This is a genomic window from Burkholderia sp. MSMB1078WGS, assembly GCF_001528895.1.
In the GTDB taxonomy this organism is placed as follows: Bacteria; Pseudomonadota; Gammaproteobacteria; order Burkholderiales; family Burkholderiaceae; genus Burkholderia.
This window is the reverse complement of the sequence record NZ_LPDI01000018.1, coordinates 1-18,164: the sequence shown is the minus strand read 5'-3', so window position 1 is coordinate 18,164 and position 18,164 is coordinate 1. Positions and strand designations below refer to the sequence as shown.

The window sequence follows — 18,164 nt, the reverse complement described above, 5'->3', positions numbered from 1 at the left end:
GTCAGCCGATCTGCCGGTAAAGGGTCGGCGGCGCTTCGCCGGTCTCGCCGAGCACGTAGCTGCGGCGAATCGCATCCGCCGCGTGGGCCGCGGCTGCTTCGTCGCGGGCATGCACGAAGCCGAGCGGCTCGCCGGCCCCGATACGCTGCCCGATCTCCGCGAGCGCCGACAGGCCGACGCTGACGTCGATCGCGTCCTCCGCACGCGTGCGGCCGCCGCCGAGCGCGACCACCGCGAGCCCGAGCGCGCGGCAATCGACGCGCTGCACCACGCCGCCCGCGGGCGCCGGAACCGGCACGATCACCGCGGCCCGAGCCAGATGCCGCGCCGGCGCGTCGATCAGGTCGGCGGGGCCGCCGAGCGCGACGACCATGCGCGCGAAACGCTCGGCCGCCGCGCCCGAATCGAGCGCGTGCTGGAGCTGCTCGCGCGCGTGAGCGGCATCGCGCGCCAGCCCGCCGGTGACGAGCAGTTCGGCCGACAGCGCCATCGTCACGTCGTGCAAGCGCGCGGGGCGCGACTTGCCCGTCAGGTAGTCGATCGCGCACGCCACCTCGAGCGCGTTGCCTGCGCACGGCGCGAGCGACTGGTTCATGTCGGTGAGAATCGCGGTCGTCTTCATGCCGGCGCCGTTGCCGACGTCGACGATGCTGCGCGCCAGTTCCGCCGATTTCTCCGCGGTCGGCATGAACGCGCCGGAGCCGACCTTGACGTCCATCACGAGCCCGTCGAGCCCTGCCGCGAGTTTCTTCGACAGGATCGACGCGGTGATCATCGCGACCGATTCGACGGTCGCCGTCACGTCGCGGATCGCATAGATGCGCTTGTCGGCCGGCGCGAGCCGCGCGGTCTGCCCGATGATCGCGACGCCGACCTCGCGCACCGTGCGGCGAAACGCGTCCGTATCGGGCATCACGTCGTAACCGGGAATCGCGCTGAGCTTGTCGAGCGTACCGCCGGTATGGCCGAGCCCGCGCCCGGAGATCATCGGCACGTAGCCGCCGCACGCGGCCACCATCGGCCCGAGCATCAGCGACACGACGTCGCCGACGCCACCCGTCGAATGCTTGTCGATCACCGGCCCGCCGAGATCGAGCGCACGCCAGTCGAGCACGTCGCCCGAATCGCGCTGCGCGAGCGTCAGCGCGACGCGTTCGTCCGTGCTCAGGTCGTTGAAATACACGGCCATCGCGAACGCGGCCACCTGGCCTTCGGTCACGCTGCCGTCGGTCACGCCGCGCACGAACGCGGCCATGCCGTCGCGATCGAGCGGCTGCCCGTCGCGCTTCCTGCGAATGAATTCCTGCGGTAGAAACATCGTTGCCTCGCTTCGATCGATCGGAGTCTGCTGCACGGGTCAATGCAGCGAGAAAAACAGGCCGGCAATCGCCGCGCTCATCAGGTTCGACAGCGTCGCGGCCGTCAGCGCGCGCAAGCCGAGCCGCGCGACGTCCGAGCGGCGCTCGGGCGCGACCGCGCTGAAGCCACCCGCGAGAATCGCGATCGACGAGAAGTTCGCGAAGCCGCACAGCGCGAACGACACGATCGCGAGCGTCTTCGCGTCGAGCACCTGGAGGCCGGCCGCCGCCGCGTGCGCACCGCCCTTCAGGTACGGCGACAGGTCGCCGTACGCAACGAATTCGTTGAAGATCAGCTTCTCGCCGATGAAGTTGCCGGCCAGCGCCGCATCGTGCCATGGCACGCCGATGATCCACGCGAGCGGCGCGAACAGATGGCCGATGATGCCGACCAGCGTGACCTGCGGAAAGCCCGCGAACGCGGCCGCGCCGCCGACGATCAGGTTCATCAGCGCGATGAGCCCGACGAACGCGATCAGCATCGCGCCGACGTTGATCGCGATCCGCAGGCCGACCGATGCGCCGGATGCGGCCGCCTCGATCACGTTGGCGGCCCGCTTGTCGTCGAAATCGAGCCCATCGACCACCACGCGGCTCGGCTCGACGGTCGGAAACAGCAGCTTGCCGAACAGCAGCCCGCCCGGCACCGCCATGAACGATGCGGCGAGCAGGTACTCCATCTTCACGCCGAGGCCGGCGTAGCCGACCAGCACCGAGCCCGCGACCGACGCCATGCCGCTCGCCATCACCGTGAAGATCTCGGCGCTCGTCATGTTGCGCACGAACGGCTTCACGAGCGCGGGCATCTCGCTCTGCCCGAGGAAGATCGTCGCGACGGCCGAGCACGCCTCGATGCGGCTCACGCCGAGTATCTTCGCAAGCCCCGCGCCGAGGATCGCGACGATCCACTTCATCACGCCGATGTAGTACAGCACCGAGATCAGCGCGGTGACGAAGATGATCATCGGCAGCACGCGCAGGCCGAACACGAACCCGCCGTCGCCGAACAACTGGAACATCCGTGCGTCCACCAGCCCGCCGAACACGAACGCGATGCCGTGATTGCCCATGTCGAGCACGCGATTGACGCCGTTCGCGGCCGCGGCCAGCGCCGCGCGCCCCGACGGCACGAACAGCACCAGCGCACCGATCGCGAACTGCGTGAGCAACGCGGCGATCATGGTTCGCGCGCTGACCGCGCGGCGGTTGTTCGACAGCAGATACGCGACCAGCAACAGAAACAGCATACCGAGGAGACTGCGCAGAATATCCACCTTGTGCTCCTTTCTCACTATTTGAACTGTCCGGCGGGCGGCCCGTGCCCGCGACCCGCGTGATCGGGTTGGTGGATGTTACTCGTTCGATATGCGCGCCGGCAACGTCGCCAAAATCGCCGCGATCAATGGCATCGATCGTTTCTCTTTTCGCGCTCCGGCCGCTTGATCAGTTGTTCTACCTACCCATCCGGAACACACGCGGGGCGTGCCGTCCGAACGGATACGCCCCGCACGGCATGCGCCGTTCAACCCGCGCGCTCGACCGGATGCGGTTCGCGCAGACGGTTCGCGATCCGCGCCGCCTCGTAGTAGCCTGCCGCCGGCGGGCGCTTCAGGTAGCGGCCCGCGCCGCGCACCGCGCGCAATTCGCCGTCGGCCCACGCGAGCGCACCTCGGGTGAGCGTGTGCGTCGCGACGCCCTGCACGGTCATCCCCTCGAACACGTTGAAGTCGACCTGCTGGTGATGCGTCTTCACCGAGATCGTCTTCGTCGCGGCCGGGTCCCACACGACGAGGTCGGCATCGGCGCCGACCTGCACGGCGCCCTTGCGCGGATACAGGTTGAAGATCTGTGCGGCGTTCGTCGACGTGATCCGCACGAACTCGTTCGGCGTGATTCGGCCATGATTCACGCCGTGATGCCACAGCACCGACATGCGATCCTCGACGCCGCCGCAGCCGTTCGGGATCTTCGTGAAATCGTTGCGGCCCATCGCCTTCTGCGACGCGCAGAATACGCAGTGGTCGGTCGCCGTCGTATGCAGCTGCCCCGACTGCAGCCCGCGCCACAGCGCCTCGCGATGCTCCGCCGAGCGAAACGGCGGGCTCATCACGTGGGCCGCCGCGCGCGTCCAGTCCGGATCGCGATAGACGGCCTCGTCGATCACGAGGTGGCCCGGCAACACTTCGCCGAACACGCGCAGCCCTTCGCTGCGCGCGCGCGTGATCACATCCACTGCATCCTTCGCCGACACGTGCACGATATACACGGGCACGCCGAGCACCTGCGCGATACGGATCGCACGGTTCGCGGCTTCGCCCTCCACCTCCGGCGGCCGCGACAACGGATGCGCCTCCGGGCCCGTCATGCCGCGCGCGAGCAGCGCCTTTTGCAGTTGGAACACGAGTTCGCCGTTCTCCGCATGCACGGTCGGCAGCGCACCGAGTTCGAGCGAACGCGTGAAGCTGTTCACGAGAATCTCGTCGTCGGCCATGATCGCGTTCTTGTACGCCATGAAATGCTTGAAGCTCGACACGCCGTGCTCGCGCACGAGCGTGCCCATGTCGCGGTGCACGCTGTCGTCCCACCACGTCACGGCGACGTGAAAGCCGTAGTCGGACGCCGATTTCTCGGCCCAGCCGCGCCATTCGCGGAATGCATCCATCAGCGGCTGCTTCGGGCTCGGAATCACGAAGTCGATGATGCTCGTCGTGCCGCCCGACAGCCCGGCAGCGGTGCCCGAGTAGAAATCGTCGCTCGCGGTCGTGCCCATGAACGGCAGTTCCATGTGCGTATGCGGATCGATGCCGCCCGGCATCACGTACTGGTCGTGCGCGTCGACGACGGTCGCGCCGGCCGGCGCGTCGATCCGCTCTGCAATCTGCAGGATCGTGCCGCCGTCCTGCGGGTCCGCGCAGAGTACGTCCGCACGATAGGAACGGTCCGCATCGACCACGGTGCCGCCACGAATCAGGATTGCCATTTCGTTGCCTCCTCGTTGACTGTCGGGTGCCGCATGCCGCGCGCGAGCCGCCGCCGGCTCGCGCGTCATGCGCTCGCGATCTGCGCGCGCTGTCCGGCGCGCCGCTTCATCCAGGTGCCGTACACGCCGGACGCCAGCACGAGGCCGACGAACCACGCATACGTGTAAAGCGTGTTGAAAAACGCCGGCACGTTCGGGAACGACGCCGGAAACGCCGTATGCAGGAAGCCCGGCAGGTTCGGCAGCACGCCGACCGCGAGCGCGACCAGCGCGGCCGGGTTCCAGCCGCGCGCGTAGCTGAAGTCGCCGCCCTCGTCGAACAATGCACGCGTATCGAGCTGCGTGCCGCGAATCAGGAAATAGTCGACCATCAGGATGCCCGCGACCGGCCCGAGCAGCGCCGAATAGCCGACGAGCCAGGTGAAGATATAGCCGTCCGTCGTCGCGAGGATCTTCCACGGCATCATCACGATCGCGATCGTCGCGGTAATCATCCCGCCCGCGCGGTACGAGATCGCCTTCGGCCACAAGCTCGAAAAATCGTATGCAGGACCGACGAGATTCGCGGCGAGGTTGCAGCACATCGTGTCGAGCGTGAGGATCACGAGCGCGATGCCGACACCGATGCCGGTCATCCGGCTCGTCAGGTCGATCGGATCCCAGATCGCGTTGCCGTAGATCACGACGGTCGCCGACGTCACGACGACCGACACCACCGACAGCAGCGCCATCGGCAGCGGCAACCCGATCGACTGCCCGATCATCTGGTCGCGCTGCGAACGCGCGAAGCGCGTGAAATCGGGGATGTTCAGCGCGAGCGTCGCCCAGAAGCCGACCATCGCGGTCAAGCCCGGCCAGAAGGTCGCCCAGAACAGCCCGGCCTTCTTGCCGCCCGCCGCGAACTGCGACGGCGCCGACAGCATCGAACCGAACCCGCCCGCCTTCGACGTCGCCCACCACACGAGCGCCACGCACATCACGACCTTGATCGGCGCGGACCAGCTTTCGAGCCAGCGGATCGAATCGGTGCCGTGCAGGATGAAGTACAGCTGCAGCGCCCAGAACACGAGGAAGCACGCGAGTTGCCCGAACGAGATGCCGACGAGCGGCAGCGCCGCGCCGTGCAGCGCATTGCCGGTCAGGATGTTCAGCAGCGTGTAGATCGCGCTGCCGCCGAGCCAGGTCTGGATGCCGTACCAGCCGCAGGCGACGATCGCGCGCAACAGCGCCGGCAGCTTTGCGCCCTGCGTGCCGAACGACGCGCGCACGAGCACCGCGTACGGAATTCCGTGCTTCGCGCCCGCATGGCCGATCAGCAGCATCGGCACGAGCACGATCAGGTTGCCGAGCAGCACCGTCGTCACCGCCTGCCACGGCGACATGCCCTCCTGGATCAGCCCGGCCGCGAGCATGTACGACGCGATGTTCATCACCATCCCGACCCACAGCGCCGCGAAGTGGTACCACTTCCACGTGCGCTGCGCCGGCGTCGTCGGCGCGAGGTCGTCGTTGTACAGGCTGCCGCCGTGCGCCACGGCGCTGTCGGGATCGGCGGGATTCGCTGCGGATTTCATCGATCGCACTCCACGAAAACGTCGGCGCCGGCATCGTGCGATGCCGGCCCGGGGAAACGAAAAGCGGCGGCGCGGCACCTTCCGCGCCACCGGACACCGGTCAGGCCGCCTTCGCGTGCTTCTCGGGCGCGGCCGCCGGGCCGCCGCTCGCACCGGCATCCGCGCTCGCCGGATTGTTCGGATGCGTGGTCCAGTTCGCGTAGTCGCCCGAATCGACGCGCTCCATCGTGATGCATTGCTCGACCGGACACACATGCATGCAAAGATTGCACCCGACGCACTCCGAATCGACCACTTCGAAATGCCGCACGCCGTCCTTCGTCGCCGTGATCGCCTGATGCGACGTGTCCTCGCACGCGATATGGCACAGCCCGCACTGGATGCAGCGGTCCTGGTCGATGCGCGCCTTGATGTCGTACTTCAGGTTCAGGTATTTCCAGTCGGTCACGTTCGGCACCGCGCGGCCGCGGATGTCGTCGAGCGTCGCGTAGCCCTTCTCGTCCATCCAGTTCGACAACCCGTCGGCGAGATCCGACACGATCCGGAAGCCGTAATGCATCGCGGCGGTGCACACCTGCACGCTGCCGGCGCCGAGCACCATGAACTCGGCCGCGTCGCGCCATGACGAGATGCCGCCGATGCCCGAGATCGGCAGGTTCGGCGTTTCCGGATCGCGTGCGATCTCCGCGACCATGTTCAGCGCGATCGGCTTGACCGCCGGGCCGCAATAGCCGCCGTGCGTGCCCTTGCCGTCGACGGTCGGCACCGGCGCCATCTGGTCGAGATCGACCGCGACGATCGAGTTGATCGTGTTGATCAGCGACACGCCGTCCGCGCCGCCCTTGTACGCGGCGCGCGACCCCATGCGGATGTCGCTGATGTTCGGCGTGAGTTTCACGAGGCATGGCAGCTTCGTGCCTTCCTTCACCCAGCGCGTGACCATCTCGACGTATTCGGGCACCTGCCCGACCGCCGCGCCCATCCCGCGCTCGCTCATCCCGTGCGGGCAGCCGAAGTTCAGTTCGACCGCATCGGCGCCGGTATCCTCGACGAGCGGCAGGATCCATTTCCAGTCGCGCTCGTTGCACGGCACCATCAGCGACACGATCAACGCACGGTCCGGCCAGTCGCGCTTCACCTGCGCGATTTCTCTCAGGTTCACGTCGAGCGGACGGTCGGTGATCAACTCGATGTTGTTCAGCCCCGCGATGCGCTGGCCGTTCCACTGCACCGCGCCATAGCGCGAACTGACGTTGACGACGTGCGGATCGAGCCCGAGCGTCTTCCAGACGACACCGCCCCAGCCCGCCTCGAAGGCGCGATTGACGTTGTAGGCCTTGTCGGTGGGCGGCGCGGACGCCAGCCAGAAGGGGTTCGGCGAGGTGATGCCTGCGATGGTGCAGCGAAGATCGGCCATGTTCGGCTCCGTGAGAAGGGATCGTGTTCGGTGTGCCGGCGGTGTGCCGCGTTCAGGCCGCCTTCGCGGCGCGCGCGGCGAGTGCCGCGTCGATCGACGCGGCCGCGCGCTTGCCGTCCTGCACGGCCTGTACCGTGAGATCGACGCCGTCGGTCGCCGCGCAGTCGCCGCCCGCCCACACGTCCGGCAGTGCCGTGCGCCCGTCCGCATCCACCGCGATACGCGTGCCGTCCGCGGTCAGCAACATGGCCGCGATACCGTCCGGCACGAGCGTCTGGCCAATCGCCTTCAGTACCATGTCCGCGTCGACGGTGAAGCGCTCGCCCGATGTGGCCTCGAATTCGACACCGGTCACCTGCCCGTTCGTGCCCGCCATGCGCACCGGCTTCGCGTGCGTGACGAGCGTGACGCCGCTCTTCTGCGCGAACTCGCGCTCGGCCCACGTCGCGCTCATCGCGTCCACGCCGCGCCGGTACACCATCGTCACGCGCTCGGCGCCGAGCTTGCGGCTCTGCACCGCCGCATCGATCGCCGTATTGCCGCCGCCGATTACGACCACGCGCCGCCCGACCGGCACGTTCGCGAGCACGTCGGCCTGCCGCACCCGCTCGATGAAATCGACCGCATTCATCACGCCGCGCAGTTGCTCGCCGTCGATCGCGAGCGCACGCACGCCGCCGAGCCCCATCGCGAGGAATACCGCGTCGTGCTGCTCGCGCAGCGCGTCGAGCGTCACGTCGCGTCCGAGCGCCACGCCCGTTTCCAGCGTGATGCCGCCCACCGACAGCAGCCACTCGACTTCGCGTTGCGCGAAATCGTCGACGGTCTTGTATGCGGCGATCCCGTATTCGTTGAGGCCCCCGGCCTTCGGGCGCGCGTCGAGCAGCGTGACGCGGTGCCCGGCGAGTGCGAGCCGGTGCGCGCACGCGAGCCCGGCCGGCCCCGCGCCGACCACCGCCACTTGGCGGCCCGTCTCGGGCGCGCGCCGGAACTGCACCGCGCCGGTCTGCATCGCCCAGTCGGTCGCGTGCCGCTGCAGCGCGCCGATCGCGACCGGCTGCGCATCCTGATGGTTGCGCACGCATGCACCTTCGCACAGGATCTCCGTCGGGCACACACGTGCGCACATCCCGCCGAGTGGATTCGCGGACAGGATGTCCATCGCCGCGCCTTTCAGGTTGCCGTTGCCGATCTTGCGGATGAAGCTCGGGATGTCGATCTGCGTCGGGCACGCGTTCACGCACGGCGCGTCGTAGCAGTAATGGCAGCGGCTCGCGGCGGCCGCTGCGGCAGTCGGATCGAGCAGCGGCGCGATATCGGCGAACTCGCACGAGAGTTGCGTGGACGACAGGCGATGCGCGGCGATATCGCCGGTTGGCTTGGTGGTCATACGCGTTCCTTCGACTAAGTGGAGACAAAGCCGTCCCCGCCGGCTGCGAATGCACAGTCGGGGCGGTCATGCTTAGGTCTGCGAATTTCAACCGACAGGCAGCCTCGCGGCTGCTACGGTCCGTCCGTCATGAAGCCGGCTCGCACGCGCGCGAGAGCATCGCGTGCAGCAGCACGTTCGCGCCGGCCTCGATCCATGCGGGTGTCGCGTCCTCGATCTCGTTGTGGCTGATGCCGTCGACGCAGGGCACGAACACCATCGACGTCGGCGCGACCTGCGCCAGATAGCACGCGTCGTGGCCCGCACCCGACACGATGTCGCGATGCGAGTAGCCGAAGCGATTGGCCGCATCGCGCACGGCCGCGACGCATGCGGGATCGAACGCAACCGGCTTGTAATAGAAAATCTGCTCGAGTTCGGTGTCGAGCCCGATGTCCGCCGCGATGCGCGCGACGCCGTCGCGCAGCGCCGCATCCATCTTCGCGAGCACCGCGTCGTCCGGATGACGGAAATCGACGGTGAAGAACACGCGGCCGGGAATCACGTTGCGCGAGTTCGGGTGGACCTGCATCATGCCGACCGTCGCGCAACCGAACGGCGCATGATCGAGGCCGATCCGGTTGACGAGATCGACCACGCGCGACGCGCCGAGCAACGCGTCGCGGCGGCGCGGCATCGGCGTCGGCCCCGCGTGCGCTTCCTGGCCGGTGAACGTGATCTCGTACCACCGCTGCCCCTGCGCGTCGGTCACGACGCCGATCGTCTTGCATTCCGCTTCGAGAATCGGGCCCTGCTCGATATGCAGCTCGAATGCCGCATGCAGCTTGCGCCCGCCGCACGGCACGTCGCCTGCGTAGCCGATGCGCGCCAGTTCCTCGCCGATCGTCTTGCCGTCGACGTCCTTGCGAGACAGCCCGTATTCGAGCGGAAACACGCCCGCGAACACGCCCGACGCGACCATCGCGGGCGCGAAGCGCGAGCCCTCCTCGTTGGTCCAGATCACGACCTCGACCGGATGCTCGGTCTCGATGCCGTGATCGTTGAGACTGCGAATCACCTCGAGGCCGCCGAGCACGCCGTAGATGCCGTCGAAGCGCCCGCCGGTCGGCTGCGAATCCGCGTGCGAGCCCGTGACGACCGGCGCCGCGTCGGCCACGCGGCCCACGCGGCGCATGAACACGTTGCCCATCGTATCGACCGTCACCGTGCAGCCGGCGGCCTTCGCCCAACCGACGATCAGGTCACGGCCGGCCTTGTCGAGATCGGTCAGCGCGAGTCGGCACACGCCGCCTTTCGGTGTCGCGCCGATTTTCGCGACCTCCATCAGGCTCTCCCACAACCGCTTGCCGTCGACCTTGATCGACGTGTCGAAAGCTGCCCGCTTCACTGTTTCCGATACTGCGTTCATTCGTATCGCTCCTGTGGGGTCGGTGATATCGTCGGCCCGGTCCGTGCCGGTGCACGCGAGGCCTGTTTCGGGGCACGCCGCCCGGATGCGGTGCATGCTCCGCCGGTTCGCGAAACGCGTTAAATCCTGTCCGATTGGACAGGTTTTAGACGATCAAAATGACCAGCGCAACGTCTTTCTTGCGCGACGCACCTGAGCGAGAAACGTGCCATCGCAACGCAGCATCGTCGTGGAGCGGTGGCATCTCCGCGCGTGTGCGCGACGCGAATCAGCGGCTAGAATGAAGCCCAACGCGGCATGCCCGCCGCGCGAGGGTAACGATGAGACATGACGAGGCGACAATCGCAGCCACCGACCGGGACGAAACGCCGGCGCCTTTGCGGCGACGCAAGGCGCACATTCGCGAGTCCAACGAAGCGCATCTGCTCGCGTGCGCGGAAGCCGTATTCGCGGAACGCGGGCTCGCCGGCGCCAGCACCGCGATGATCGCGGAGCGCGCCGGCCTGCCGAAGGCGAATGTGCACTACTACTTCCCGACCAAGCTCGCGCTGTACCGCCGCGTGCTCGACGATCTGTTCGAGGACTGGCATCGCGCGGCCGGCTCGTTCGAGGCCGGCGACGATCCGGTGGAGGCGATCGGCGGCTACGTGCGCGCGAAAATGGCGCTGTCGCAGCGGCGCCCGCTCGGGTCGAAGGTCTGGGCCAACGAGATCATCCACGGCGCGGAGCACATGCAGGACATCCTGTCGCAACGCGTGAAGCCGTGGTTCGACACGCGCATCAAGGTGATCGAAGGCTGGATCGCGCGCGGCCTGCTCGCGCCGATCGACCCGCATGCGCTGATGTACCTGATCTGGGCGACCACGCAGCACTATGCGGATTTCGATGCGCAGATTCGCGCGCTGAGCGGCAAACGCGCGTTCACGAAGAAGGCGTTCGACGAAAAGACCGAGCAGGTCGTGCAACTCGTGATTCGCGCGTGCGGCGCGGTGTCGCCGCATGCGAAGTCGTAACGCGACACGACGATCCGTCGAATAAAAACGGGCGGCGCGCACCACACGGGGATGTTCCGTGCGATGCGCGCCGCCCGTGTCGGCGCTGGCTTGCGTGCGAACGATGCGTTACGCGATGCGCTCGATCGCGACGGCCGTCGCTTCGCCGCCGCCGATGCACAGCGATGCGATACCGCGCTTCAGGCCATAGGTTTCGAGCGCGGCCAGCAGCGTCACCATCACGCGCGCACCGGATGCGCCGATAGGATGCCCGAGCGCGCACGCGCCGCCGTGTACGTTGACCTTCTCGTGCGGTAGGTCGAGGTCGCGCATCGCGGCCATCGGCACCACCGCGAACGCTTCGTTGATCTCGAACAGGTCGACGTCGCGCAGGTTCCAGCCGGTTTTCTCCGACAGCTTGCGCAGCGCGCCGATCGGCGCGGTCGCGAACAGGCCGGGCTTGTCCGCATAAGTCGAATGCCCGACGATCACGGCCTTCGGCGTGAGGCCGAGGCGCTCGGCTTCCGAGCGGCGCATCATCACGAGCGCGGCCGCGCCGTCCGAGATCGACGACGCGTTCGCGGCCGTCACCGTGCCGCCGTCGCGAAACGCCGGCTTCAGCGTCGGAATCTTGTCGAGTTTCGCCTTGCCCGGCTGCTCGTCGATCGACACGACGCTTTCCGTCTTGCCGGCCTTCACGGTCACCGGCGCGATTTCCGACACGAAGTGCCCTTCCGCGATCGCGCGCTGTGCGCGCGTGAGCGATGCAATCGCGAACGCGTCCTGCGCTTCGCGCGTGAACTGGTAGGCCTGCGCGCAATCCTCGGCGAACGTGCCCATCAGGCGGCCCTTTTCATAGGCGTCCTCGAGCCCGTCGAGGAACATGTGGTCCAGCACTTGCCCATGCCCCATGCGCATGCCCGCGCGCGCCTTCGGCAGCAGGTAAGGCGCATTCGTCATGCTCTCCATCCCGCCCGCCACGACGACGCCCGCCGACCCCGCCAGCAGCAGGTCGTGCGCGAACATCGCCGCCTTCATCCCCGAACCGCACATCTTGTTGACCGTGGTCGCGCCCGCCGCGAGCGGCAGTCCGGCCTTCAGCGCGGCCTGTCGCGCGGGCGCCTGGCCCTGGCCGGCCGGCAGCACGCAGCCGAACACGATTTCGTCGATGCGTTCGGCCGGCACGTTCGCGCGCTCGAGCGCGGCACGAATCGCTACCGCGCCGAGATCGCTCGCGCTGGCTGCCGCCAGGTCGCCCTGAAAACCACCCATCGGCGTGCGCGCCGCGCCCACGATTACGATCGGATCCTGAGTCGTCATGATTCGCTTCCTCCAGTGTCAGCGCGGTGCCATCCGCAACGCGCCATCGAGACGGATGACTTCGCCGTTCAGCATCGTGTTCTCGACGATGTGGCGCACCAGCGCCGCAAATTCTTCCGGGCGGCCGAGCCGCGGCGGGAACGGCACGCTCTTGCCGAGCGCGTCCTGCACATCCTGCGGCATGCCGGCCATCATCGGCGTCGCGAAGATGCCGGGCGCGACCGTCACGACGCGAATGCCGAAGCGCGCGAGCTCGCGTGCGATCGGCAGCGTCATGCCCACCACGCCGCTCTTCGACGCCGCATACGCGGCCTGTCCGATCTGCCCGTCGAACGCCGCGACCGATGCCGTATTGACGATCACGCCGCGCTCGCCTTCCGCGTCGGCGTCCTGCTTCGACATCGCTTCGGCCGCCAGCCGGATCATGTTGAACGTGCCGACCAGGTTGATCGACACCGCGCGCACGAAGCGGTCGAGCGAATGCGGGCCGTCGCGGCCCACGACCTTCTCGCCCGGCGCGACGCCCGCGCAATTGACGAGCACGTCGACACGGCCGAACGCGTCGCGCGCGGTGGCGACCGCCGCCTGACCGTCGGCTTCGCTCGTCACGTCGGTCTTCACGAACCGCGCGGCCTCGCCGAGTTCGTTCGCGAGGCTCGCGCCCGCTTCTTCGTTGACATCCAGCAGCACGGCCTTGCCGCCTTGCGCGACGACCATGTGCGCCACCGCGGCGCCGAGGCCGGAACCTGCGCCCGTAATCAGAAAAACGCGATCCTTGATATTCATTCGCAGTCCATAATCAGGGTTGAGCGGCCTTCTCGGCTTCCATCTTGCGCAACACGAAGCGCTGGATCTTGCCGCTCGGGGTTTTCGGCAGCGCGTCGACGAAGTCGATCGCGCGCGGATAAGCGTGAGCGGACAGCCGCCGCTTCACGTGCAGACTCAATTCCTCGGCCAGTTCCGGCGTGCCGTCGAACCCTTTCGACAGGACGACGAACGCCTTCACGATTTCAGTGCGCTCAGGGTCGGGTACGCCGATCACGGCAGCCTCGCTGACCGCCGGATGCTCGATCAGCGCGCTTTCCACGTCGAACGGGCCGATCCGGTAACCCGACGACGTGATCACGTCGTCCGAGCGCCCGATGAAGCTCACGGTGCCGTCCGGCTCCAGCTCGACGTTGTCGCCGGTCCGGTAGTAGCCGCCGGAGATCGCCGGCGTGTCCTGCTGCCAGTAGCCGGAGAACCACAGCAGCGGCGAGCGCGCGATGTCGATCGCGAGGGTGCCCGGCTCGCCGGGGCCGAGCTCGCGGCCGGCTTCGTCGAGCACCGCGACACGATAGCCGGGCAGCGCGAGGCCGGCCGAACCGACGTGCACGACATGCGTGAGGCCGTGATGGTTGTTCACGACCATGCCGAGTTCGGTCTGGCCGTAGTGATCGTGGATCGGCGCGCCGAGCGCCGCGTGGAACCAGCGCACGACTTCCGGATTCAGCGGTTCTCCCGCGCTGCTCACCACCCGTAGTTGTCCCTTCACGCGCGCGGCCGCTTCCGTCCCGGCCGCCATCAGCATCCGGTACGCGGTAGGCGAACCCGCGAGGCTCGTGATGCCGAGCCGTTCGATCACGTCGTACGTGCTCTCGACCGTGAAGCCGCCCTCGTAAAGCGTCGTTGCATGACCGAGCAGCAACGGGCCCGTGATCGCGTAATAGAGGCCGTACGCCCAGCCCGGATCGGCGATATTCCAGAACCGGTCGGCGGCGCGCAGGTCGACCGCTTCGCGCATGTACGCGCCGAACGCGAGCAACGCATACAGCGGCACCGGCACGCCCTTCGGCAGACCTGTCGTGCCCGACGTCGACATCATCATGAACAGGTCCGACCCCTTGCGCAGCACAGGCTCGAATCTATCAGGCTGCACATCGAGCGCCGCCCGGAAATCGATGTCGCCGTCCGGCAGCGTGTCGCTCGCTTCGCACACCGTCGCCACCGACGGGCAATCGGCGATTTCGTCGAGCTTCATGCGATTCGCGACGTTGGTCACGACGAGCCGCGCACCGCTCATGCGCAGCCGATGCTCGATCGCCTTCGGGCCGAACGCCGTGAACAGCGGCTGGTACACGGCGCCCGCGCGCCACGTGCCGAGGATCGTCGCGACAAGCTCCGGCGTGCGCGGCAGCAGGCCGGCCACCACGTCGCCCGGCTTCACGCCCTGGGCGACGAGCAGGTTCGCGACCCGGGCCGACAACGCCTGCATCTGCGCGAACGTGAAGCGGTGGTGCTGCCCGGCGACGTCGATCCAGTCGAGCGCGATCGCGTCCGCCTTCGCGTGGCGGTCGCAGCATTCGACACACGCGTTCAGGCCGCGCTCCAGATCGCCGTTCAGTTGCGCGGCGGCGGTCTCGATACTGAACCGGGCCACGGCGTCGGCATAGGCCGGCACCGGCCGGGCGGTAGCTCCTTCGGGCATGCGCGTCTCCTGTTCGTTATGGCCGCCGTCGAGCCAAGGCGCGACGGGGATACATCGATAGTAGACAGCCGCTACATTGCAATCAATGACAAACGGAATCTAGAATCGTGATCGCTTTTGCCATGTCGGGAGGACGCGGGAAAATGGGGCCGCAGATGATTTCGCCGGATTTCGTCGACGATGCACTCGCGTGCCTGCGCCGGCATGGTCTGCCGACCGCGCCCGTGCTTCGCGCCGCCGGGCTGCCGGCCGCCGTGCGCGAGCCCGTCACGCCGCAACAGTACGGCCGGCTGTGGCTGGCGATTGCCGGCGCGCTCGATGACGAATTCTTCGGGCTCGCCGCGCGCCCGATGCGGCGCGGCAGTTTCACGCTGCTGTGCCATGCAGTGCTGCATGCCGGCACGCTCGACAAGGCGCTGCGGCGCGCGCTGCAGTTCCTGCGGGTCGTGCTCGACGAGCCGCACGGCGAACTCGTCGTGGCGGACGGGCAGGCGCAGATCGTGCTGGCGCAATCGGGCGCGCCGTACCCGGCGTTTGCGTACCGGACGTTCTGGCTGATCCTGCTCGGCGTCGCGTGCTGGCTGATCGGCCGGCGCATCCCGCTTCAGCGCATCGATTTCGCGTGCCCGAGCCCCGGCCAGCGCAGCGACTATCACCAGTTCTTCGGCGTGCCCGTGCATTTCGATCGGCCCGACAGCCGGCTCGCGTTCAATGCCGCCTACCTCGCGCTGCCGACGATCCGCTCGGAGCAGGCGCTGAAGACCTTCCTGCGCGGCGCGCCCGGCAATCTGCTCGTGCGCTACCGGCACGACACGGGCTGGGTCGCGAAGACGCGCGCGCACCTGAAGGCGCGGCCGGCCGCCGAATGGCCCGACTTCGACTCGCTGGCCGTGTACCTCGACACGACACCGGCGACGCTGCGACGGCGTTTGCGCAGCGAAGGGCAAAGCTTCGCGGCGATCAAGGACGAGTTGCGCGGCGCGCTCGCACAGTCGCTGCTGCGCGGGCACACGCTGAGCGTCGCGGAGATCGCGGCCGAGCTCGGCTTCACCGAGCCGAGCGCGTTTCATCGCGCGTTCCGGAAATGGACGGGCACGAGCCCCGGCGCCTATCGGCGCGACGTGCATGCGGCGGAAGCGGAGTCGTGAATGCCGATGGACGCGAGCGTCTCGTCGTGTGCCGTCGATACGCCCGGCTCTGCCTCCAGCCCCTTGTGCAAGGTCTGCTCGCCGAGACAGTTCTCGAGTGTCTTCAGCACGTGGCCGCCCTTGCGTTCCGGTGGGATTCTGCGTAGCGCTCACCGCACCACGGAGCGTGGCATGACGTTGCGCCCCGTTCCGTCAGACCACATACTGGTCGGCCTGTCCGAACGAGGTTGCGTCGATGGTGAATACCGCTGAGAGCGCCGCTTCGATCTTCGGCGCGATCGGAACGGCCGTGTCGTTGCTGGCTGCGATTCCTTACGCGCTCGCGATCTACCGGTGCACCGTCCGCCCGCATCTGTTCACGTGGCTCGTGTGGTCGGTCGTCACGGCGATCGCGGCCGCCGGCCAGTTCGTCGCGGGCGCGGGACCGTCCGCATGGTGCACGGCAGCGATTGCCGTCACATGCTTTCTGACGCTGATCGCCAGCCTGTTTCGCGGCGAGCGCGGCTGGACGGGCCTCGACTGGTTGTTCCTGTGCGCGGCGCTATCGGCCATTCCGCTGTGGATGCTGACCGACGATCCGACTGTGTCGATCTGCCTGGTTACGCTGATCGAGCTTGCCGGCCTCGGCCCGACCGTGCGCAAGACGATCCGCGATCCGTGGAGCGAGAGCCTCGCCTATTTCGCGCTGTGCGTACTCAAGTACGCGCTGGCGTTGCTGGCGCTGAGCACGTGGAGTGTCGCGGTCGCGTTCTATCCGGCCGTCAACCTCATCGCGTCGATCGGCATCTGCCTGGTGATGCTCATCCGACGTCAGTCGTTGTCGAATGCGCGGTAGGCTGCGTTCGTCGTCGCCGTACCGCTTCCCTTCCGAAATGATGCGAGGCCTGACATGGATGCAATCCGTACCGTCATCGAACCCAGCGAAACCGCGCTGCGCGCCGCGATGCTGGCCAACGATGTCGACGTGCTCGACGCGCTGCTCGACGACGATCTGGTGTTTACAGTCCCGACCGGCCAGGTCATCTCGAAAGAGGACGATCTGGCCGCGCATCGCGCGAAGCTTCTGCGTCTCGACACACTCGATGTTCACGAAATGCGCGCATGCGCGATCGACGGGATGATCCTGACCACGACACGCGCGACCCTCGCCGGTCATTTCGATGGCACGGCATTCGCCGGCACCTTTGCCTATACGCGCCTGTGGCGTCGATCGGGCACCAACTGGCGCGTCATCGCAGGGCATGCATCGCAGGTCATGTAGCTGCGCCGAGCGTGTGCGGATGAGCCGCGGCAAGCAATGCTGCTGCGAGCGGCCCGGCTGTCGATCGAGCGGTGAGACGCCGCGATCCGGATGATGCACTGATGAAATCGCCGACCATGGTGGTATCGGCCATGACGAGAGTCGAAATGAACGAGCTATTTACCGTGCGTCCTGCGCGTGCCGCGGACGCGGACGAACTCACGCAATTGGCGCGTCTTTCGAAGGCGCATTGGGGCTATCCGAAGGAATGGCTCGACTTGTGGCAAAACGATCTTACGATTTCGCCGGAGACGATCGAAGGAGCGATCGGTTACGTCGCGGAATCGGGCGAGTCGATCATCGGGTTCTGGGTCCGAGCATCATTGGATTCGGATGGACCGACGCCCGGATGGTTATTCGTTCATCCCGATCACATGGGCCAGGGCGTCGCCCGTGCGCTGTGGGAATCAGTTCGGGCCGAAGCCGCTGCGAGAGGAATCTAAAGCTTCGTGATCGAAGCGGATCCCAATGCTGCGCCGTTCTATCTGGCGCTGGGAGCTGAAAAGATTGGCGAACAGGAATCGAGCGCCATTCCGGGCAGATTTTTTCCGATCTTGCGGATCACGGTCTGACGAGGGGGATGCGGCGGAGAAATATCGGAATTCGGTCGGTCGGCCTAGCGGCATGACGACGTTTTCTACGCTCCAGGCTCGTGCTGTATAGCGCTTCGCCGGACCAAGTGCATTTCTGCCGGGCCAATGCAAAAACCCCCGCCTGATCGGGCGGGGGTTTCTGGCTTAGGGAGCCTGACGATTACCTACTTTCACACGGGAATCCGCACTATCATCGGCGTAGAGTCGTTTCACGGTC

Annotated in this window: 14 protein-coding genes and 1 pseudogene; 5 read left to right on the top strand and 10 right to left on the bottom strand. The window is 67.3% G+C overall.

From position 1 onward, the window contains the following. Nucleotide 1 precedes the first annotated feature (1 nt). The 7 genes from deoA to WT24_RS03680 form a co-directional block, all read right to left on the bottom strand. The gene (gene deoA, locus WT24_RS03710; RefSeq protein ID WP_059500107.1) at nt 2–1,318 is read right to left on the bottom strand and encodes a thymidine phosphorylase; all 1,317 of its coding nucleotides are present in this window, start codon (nt 1,316–1,318) and stop codon (nt 2–4) included. A gap of 39 nt (nt 1,319–1,357) precedes the next feature. Continuing rightward, entirely contained in the window at nt 1,358–2,632 is a 1,275-nt protein-coding gene (locus WT24_RS03705; RefSeq protein WP_059500108.1) for a NupC/NupG family nucleoside CNT transporter, read from the bottom strand. 248 nt (nt 2,633–2,880) lie between these two features. Then, nucleotides 2,881–4,338, bottom strand: a complete 1,458-nt coding sequence (hydA, locus tag WT24_RS03700) for a dihydropyrimidinase (protein ID WP_059791180.1) — start codon at nt 4,336–4,338, stop codon at nt 2,881–2,883. Between the two features lie 65 nt (nt 4,339–4,403). After that, entirely contained in the window at nt 4,404–5,912 is a 1,509-nt protein-coding gene (locus WT24_RS03695; protein WP_059500110.1) for an NCS1 family nucleobase:cation symporter-1, read from the bottom strand. Nucleotides 5,913–6,012: 100 nt separating this feature from the next. After that, entirely contained in the window at nt 6,013–7,329 is a 1,317-nt protein-coding gene (gene preA, locus WT24_RS03690; RefSeq protein ID WP_060031345.1) for an NAD-dependent dihydropyrimidine dehydrogenase subunit PreA, read from the bottom strand. Nucleotides 7,330–7,381: 52 nt separating this feature from the next. Beyond that, the gene (locus tag WT24_RS03685; protein WP_060031342.1) at nt 7,382–8,719 is read right to left on the bottom strand and encodes an NAD(P)-dependent oxidoreductase; all 1,338 of its coding nucleotides are present in this window, start codon (nt 8,717–8,719) and stop codon (nt 7,382–7,384) included. A gap of 127 nt (nt 8,720–8,846) precedes the next feature. Then, nucleotides 8,847–10,127 (bottom strand): Zn-dependent hydrolase, encoded by a 1,281-nt coding sequence (locus WT24_RS03680; RefSeq protein ID WP_060031339.1) that lies wholly within the window; start codon nt 10,125–10,127, stop codon nt 8,847–8,849. 320 nt (nt 10,128–10,447) lie between these two features. On the opposite strand from WT24_RS03680, the gene WT24_RS03675 reads away from it, so the two are divergent. Next, the gene (locus tag WT24_RS03675; protein WP_059500113.1) at nt 10,448–11,140 is read left to right on the top strand and encodes a TetR/AcrR family transcriptional regulator; all 693 of its coding nucleotides are present in this window, start codon (nt 10,448–10,450) and stop codon (nt 11,138–11,140) included. A 108-nt stretch (nt 11,141–11,248) separates the two neighbouring features. Here WT24_RS03675 and WT24_RS03670 read toward each other — a convergent pair whose 3' ends face one another. The 3 genes from WT24_RS03670 to WT24_RS03660 are packed head-to-tail and all read right to left on the bottom strand — an operon-like array spanning nt 11,249 to nt 14,906. Next, nucleotides 11,249–12,439, bottom strand: coding sequence for an acetyl-CoA C-acetyltransferase (locus WT24_RS03670; RefSeq protein ID WP_059500114.1), 1,191 nt, complete (start codon nt 12,437–12,439; stop codon nt 11,249–11,251). Nucleotides 12,440–12,457: 18 nt separating this feature from the next. Then, a complete protein-coding gene (locus WT24_RS03665; protein ID WP_060031335.1) occupies nt 12,458–13,225 on the bottom strand; it encodes a 3-hydroxyacyl-CoA dehydrogenase in 768 nt (255 codons plus the stop codon). Nucleotides 13,226–13,238: 13 nt separating this feature from the next. Then, entirely contained in the window at nt 13,239–14,906 is a 1,668-nt protein-coding gene (locus WT24_RS03660) for an acyl-CoA synthetase (RefSeq protein ID WP_060031333.1), read from the bottom strand. A 143-nt stretch (nt 14,907–15,049) separates the two neighbouring features. On the opposite strand from WT24_RS03660, the gene WT24_RS03655 reads away from it, so the two are divergent. The 4 genes and pseudogenes from WT24_RS03655 to WT24_RS03640 all read left to right on the top strand — a co-directional run bounded on the left by WT24_RS03655 (nt 15,050) and on the right by WT24_RS03640 (nt 17,926). Next, nucleotides 15,050–16,054 (top strand): AraC family transcriptional regulator, encoded by a 1,005-nt coding sequence (locus WT24_RS03655; RefSeq protein WP_060031330.1) that lies wholly within the window; start codon nt 15,050–15,052, stop codon nt 16,052–16,054. A gap of 235 nt (nt 16,055–16,289) precedes the next feature. Further along, nucleotides 16,290–16,889 (top strand): hypothetical protein, encoded by a 600-nt coding sequence (locus tag WT24_RS03650; RefSeq protein ID WP_060031326.1) that lies wholly within the window; start codon nt 16,290–16,292, stop codon nt 16,887–16,889. 54 nt (nt 16,890–16,943) lie between these two features. Next, nucleotides 16,944–17,315 (top strand): nuclear transport factor 2 family protein, encoded by a 372-nt coding sequence (locus WT24_RS03645; RefSeq protein WP_060031323.1) that lies wholly within the window; start codon nt 16,944–16,946, stop codon nt 17,313–17,315. Between the two features lie 146 nt (nt 17,316–17,461). After that, nucleotides 17,462–17,926 (top strand): annotated as a pseudogene (locus WT24_RS03640) (GNAT family N-acetyltransferase). The last annotated feature ends 238 nt before the right edge of the window (nt 17,927–18,164 follow it).

Coding starts and splice junctions, on each gene's coding strand:
- WT24_RS03675 (WP_059500113.1), top strand. CDS start 10,448: ATGAGACATGACGAGGCGACAATCGCAGCCACCGACCGGGACGAAACG.
- WT24_RS03655 (WP_060031330.1), top strand. CDS start 15,050: ATGGGGCCGCAGATGATTTCGCCGGATTTCGTCGACGATGCACTCGCG.
- hydA (WP_059791180.1), bottom strand. CDS start 4,338: ATGGCAATCCTGATTCGTGGCGGCACCGTGGTCGATGCGGACCGTTCC.
- deoA (WP_059500107.1), bottom strand. CDS start 1,318: ATGTTTCTACCGCAGGAATTCATTCGCAGGAAGCGCGACGGGCAGCCG.
- WT24_RS03670 (WP_059500114.1), bottom strand. CDS start 12,439: ATGACGACTCAGGATCCGATCGTAATCGTGGGCGCGGCGCGCACGCCG.
- WT24_RS03685 (WP_060031342.1), bottom strand. CDS start 8,719: ATGACCACCAAGCCAACCGGCGATATCGCCGCGCATCGCCTGTCGTCC.
- WT24_RS03680 (WP_060031339.1), bottom strand. CDS start 10,127: ATGAACGCAGTATCGGAAACAGTGAAGCGGGCAGCTTTCGACACGTCG.
- WT24_RS03695 (WP_059500110.1), bottom strand. CDS start 5,912: ATGAAATCCGCAGCGAATCCCGCCGATCCCGACAGCGCCGTGGCGCAC.
- WT24_RS03645 (WP_060031323.1), top strand. CDS start 16,944: ATGGATGCAATCCGTACCGTCATCGAACCCAGCGAAACCGCGCTGCGC.
- WT24_RS03650 (WP_060031326.1), top strand. CDS start 16,290: ATGGTGAATACCGCTGAGAGCGCCGCTTCGATCTTCGGCGCGATCGGA.
- WT24_RS03665 (WP_060031335.1), bottom strand. CDS start 13,225: ATGAATATCAAGGATCGCGTTTTTCTGATTACGGGCGCAGGTTCCGGC.
- preA (WP_060031345.1), bottom strand. CDS start 7,329: ATGGCCGATCTTCGCTGCACCATCGCAGGCATCACCTCGCCGAACCCC.
- WT24_RS03660 (WP_060031333.1), bottom strand. CDS start 14,906: ATGCCCGAAGGAGCTACCGCCCGGCCGGTGCCGGCCTATGCCGACGCC.